Source organism: Thiohalorhabdus sp., assembly GCF_036628635.1.
Lineage (GTDB): Bacteria > Pseudomonadota > Gammaproteobacteria > Thiohalorhabdales > Thiohalorhabdaceae > Thiohalorhabdus.
The window spans coordinates 1-2,898 of sequence record NZ_JAZKRM010000115.1 but is presented as its reverse complement, the minus strand read 5'-3'; the positions used below and the strand labels follow the sequence as shown (position 1 = coordinate 2,898).

Annotated in this window: 2 protein-coding genes and 1 tRNA gene; 1 reads left to right on the top strand and 2 read right to left on the bottom strand. The window is 71.7% G+C overall.

Going from position 1 to position 2,898, the window contains the following annotated elements; genetic code table 11:
* Positions 1–340: 340 nt before the first annotated feature.
* Positions 341–416 (top strand) — tRNA-Ala (locus V5A19_RS14220).
* Between the two features lie 73 nt (positions 417–489).
* Here V5A19_RS14220 and V5A19_RS14215 read toward each other — a convergent pair.
* Together V5A19_RS14215 and V5A19_RS14210 are read right to left on the bottom strand one after the other, a co-directional pair.
* A complete protein-coding gene (locus tag V5A19_RS14215) occupies positions 490–1,569 on the bottom strand; it encodes a glycosyltransferase family 9 protein (protein ID WP_332319930.1) in 1,080 nt (359 codons plus the stop codon).
* On the bottom strand, positions 1,559–2,809 hold the full coding sequence (locus V5A19_RS14210; protein WP_332327982.1) for a capsular polysaccharide export protein, LipB/KpsS family: 1,251 nt from the start codon (positions 2,807–2,809) through the stop codon (positions 1,559–1,561). Before V5A19_RS14210 ends, V5A19_RS14215 begins: the two co-directional genes overlap by 11 nt.
* Positions 2,810–2,898: the final 89 nt, after the last annotated feature.

Here is a 2,898-nt window from a genome sequence, read left to right as displayed (position 1 = left end):
CACCACCCTCGAGCGCCTGGACCGGGCCCTGGTCTATATCCGGGAGCGGGCCGCGACGGAGTAGGGTGGTCGGCAGCGGTAATGACCGCAGAGACGCAGAGGGTGGGGAGAAGCACCGGAAAGGGCCAGGGACCGGGCATTTGTAGGAGCGGCCTCCAGGCCGCGATGCTTTTGGCCCGATAAGCAACAAATCGCGGCGTGGACGCCGCTCCTACAAGATTCTTGGTCAGATAGTAAGCCTTTTCTGCGCCCTCTGCGTCTCGGCGGTCGAATCGCCGCCGGAACAGGGCCTCGCTTGACAGTCCCCGACCCGCCGCCTAGAATCCGGCCTTCCCATTTCGGGGCCGTAGCTCAGTTGGGAGAGCGCGTGAATGGCATTCACGAGGTCGTCGGTTCGATCCCGACCGGCTCCACCAGATCCGAAAAGAGCCCCGCCCTTGAGGCGGGGCTTTTTAGTGGGCGCTCGCCTGACCTCTCCGCCCGTTCCGCCTAACCGGCCGAGGCCGGCCCGCTGCGCGCCATGATTGCCGCCAGGCGCTGGGTAACCATGTCCGTGGTGATGCAGTCCATGGCTTCGGGGTGCTCCACGCGCTTGCCCCAGGGAAGCTCGTCGGCCGATTGCCCCAGGAAGCGTTCGGCGGCGACCGGATAGGCGTCGACGCAGTAGTCGATGCTCGGATACGGACCGGTGCGGTGGAGGTTCATCACCGCGTACAGGCCGATCACCGGCAGGTTCACCAGCGCGGCCATGTGCGCCGGCCCCGAGTCGGGGCTGACCAGGGCGGTGGCCCGCGCCATGACGGCCAGGGTCCCCTTGAGCGACAGGCGGCCGATCAGGTTGATGGGCCGGGGGGTCGTCATGTGGCCCTCGATGGTCGCTCCCAGCTCTTTCTCGGTGGCGCTGGGGCCGCCGATGAGGACCACCCGCATGCCGTAATCCCGCACGGCTGCGTCGGCCACGGCGGCGTAGCGCTCCGGTCGCCAGTTCCGCAGCGGATTGCTCGCACCCGGGCTGATGGCCAGGGTGGGGGTATCCCCGGGCAGCTGCTCGGCGGCGAAGGCGGCGTCTGCCTCCGGGATGGGCACGTGCCAGTCCAGCACCCGCTGGCGGATCCCAAGCTGCTCCAGGAAGCCGAAATGGCCGTCGAGGACGTGCTCCCGGTCGCGATGGGGGATGCGCCGGTTGACGAAGAGCCGGTGCAGATCGCGTGAGCGCACCGGGTCGAAGCCCAGCCGCAGCGGCGCCCGCACGAACAGGCTGGCCAGGTGGGCGCGCAGGGACACCTGCAGCTGAAGCAGCACATCGAAGCGTCGCCCCCGCAGGGTCCGGGCCAGGTCGCGGTAGCCCCGCCAGCCCGCCGCCTTGTCCAGCCGTATCAGCTCCACATCCGGAAGCCCCGCCACCAGCTCCGCTTCGCGCCCGCCGATGATCCAGGTGAGCTCGGTCTCGGGCCAAACCCGGCGCAGGGTGTGGACGATGGGCAGGACGTGGGTGACGTCGCCCAGGGCGGAAAGGCGCACCAGGCACAGGCGCTCCGGGGGGCGGGCCAAAGGCAGCTCAGGAGGCATGGCGCTCGCCCCCGGGGGCGCCTTCCTCCCCGGCGGGATGGGCCGGCACCAGGCGCGTGTGGTCGCTCAGGCGGCGCTCCATGGCCCGGAAGTGCTCCGGACCCGGCGCCTTGTGCGGGTCCGGGATGCAGTAGTCGCGCGCCAGGTAGCGCAGGAAGGCCTCGCGGTGCCCCGCCGCCGGTGGCCTGTCGCTCGCCACCGCCTCCAGCCAGCGGGCGATCTCGGCCACGCTGCGGGCGCTGTCCGCGACGCCGGGGACGGCGTAGCAGGCCCGGCCCAGGGCCAGCACCGGCCGGTCCATGAGGAGCCCGTCGATGCCCACCGTGGAGTTGAGGGTGATCACCCCGCGGGCGCCGCGGATCAGCTCCTCGGTGGTGTTGCCGCCGGCGAAAATCACCCCCGGCTCGCGGGCGGTGGCGGCGCGCAGTTCGGGGTAGGTCTCGGGGCAGCTGGGGTGCCTCTTGAACACCAGCTGGATGCCGCGGCGGGCCAGGCTGGTGCCGCGCCAGGCCTCGCTGATGGCGGTGAACATGTGGCCCATGTCGCGGATCCAGGGCGAGTACATCAGCAGCTGGCTGTCCAGGTGCACCTGGAAGGGCACGAAAACGTAGTCGCCGGGCAGGGGAACGGCGCTCTGCGGCCGGCGGCCGGGGCGCTGCTGCAGCGACTCCGGCAGGGGTGCGGCGCCGGAGAACGCGGCGTAGAAAGCGGGGTCGCGCGGCACCGAGTTGTCGAAGTTGACCCCGGCCGGATCGCAGGTGGTGGTCTGGGGCAGCAGGCCGGTCTCGAAGGTGTAGCGGCCGACCCCGGTGTCATCGGCGGCGGCCCGGGCGGCATGCGCGTCCACCGCCTGGCCGCCCCACACCCCCACGGCGTCGGGGGCCAGTCGCTCGATCTGGCGCCGCGCCCAGTTGTAGTGGCCCTGCGCCGCCGCCCGGTGGCCGCGGTCCAGGAGGCGCACCCGCCAGGAGGGAAGGCGCAGGCGGGCCCGCTTGCGGCGCATGGTGTACTCGGCGATCCGGGCCCGCTCCAGGGCGCTCAGCCGCGGCCCGCTCGGGCTGGCCAGCAGTGGCCGGACCCGGATGTCCAGGCCGGAGAGGTGGTCCCGCAGCGTCTCGAAGTAGCGCTTGGCCTTGGGCGTGTTGTACAGCAGCAGGATGCGGTGGGCCATGGCGGTCCGGTGGTGCTCGCCCTTGCCGGGCGACTCCTCCCAATGATGCGGATGGCACCATCCTAGCACGCCGCCCCGTGGCCGGTCCCGGGCGGGCGCAGAGAAAAGGCCCGCCCGGCGAAACCGGGCGGGCCTTTGGCGCGTATGGCTGGGGGACC

What these genes read in the sequence shown, in the direction of transcription:
- V5A19_RS14215 (WP_332319930.1), bottom strand. Translation starts at nt 1,569, where the DNA reads ATGCCTCCTGAGCTGCCTTTGGCCCGCCCCCCGGAGCGCCTGTGCCTG.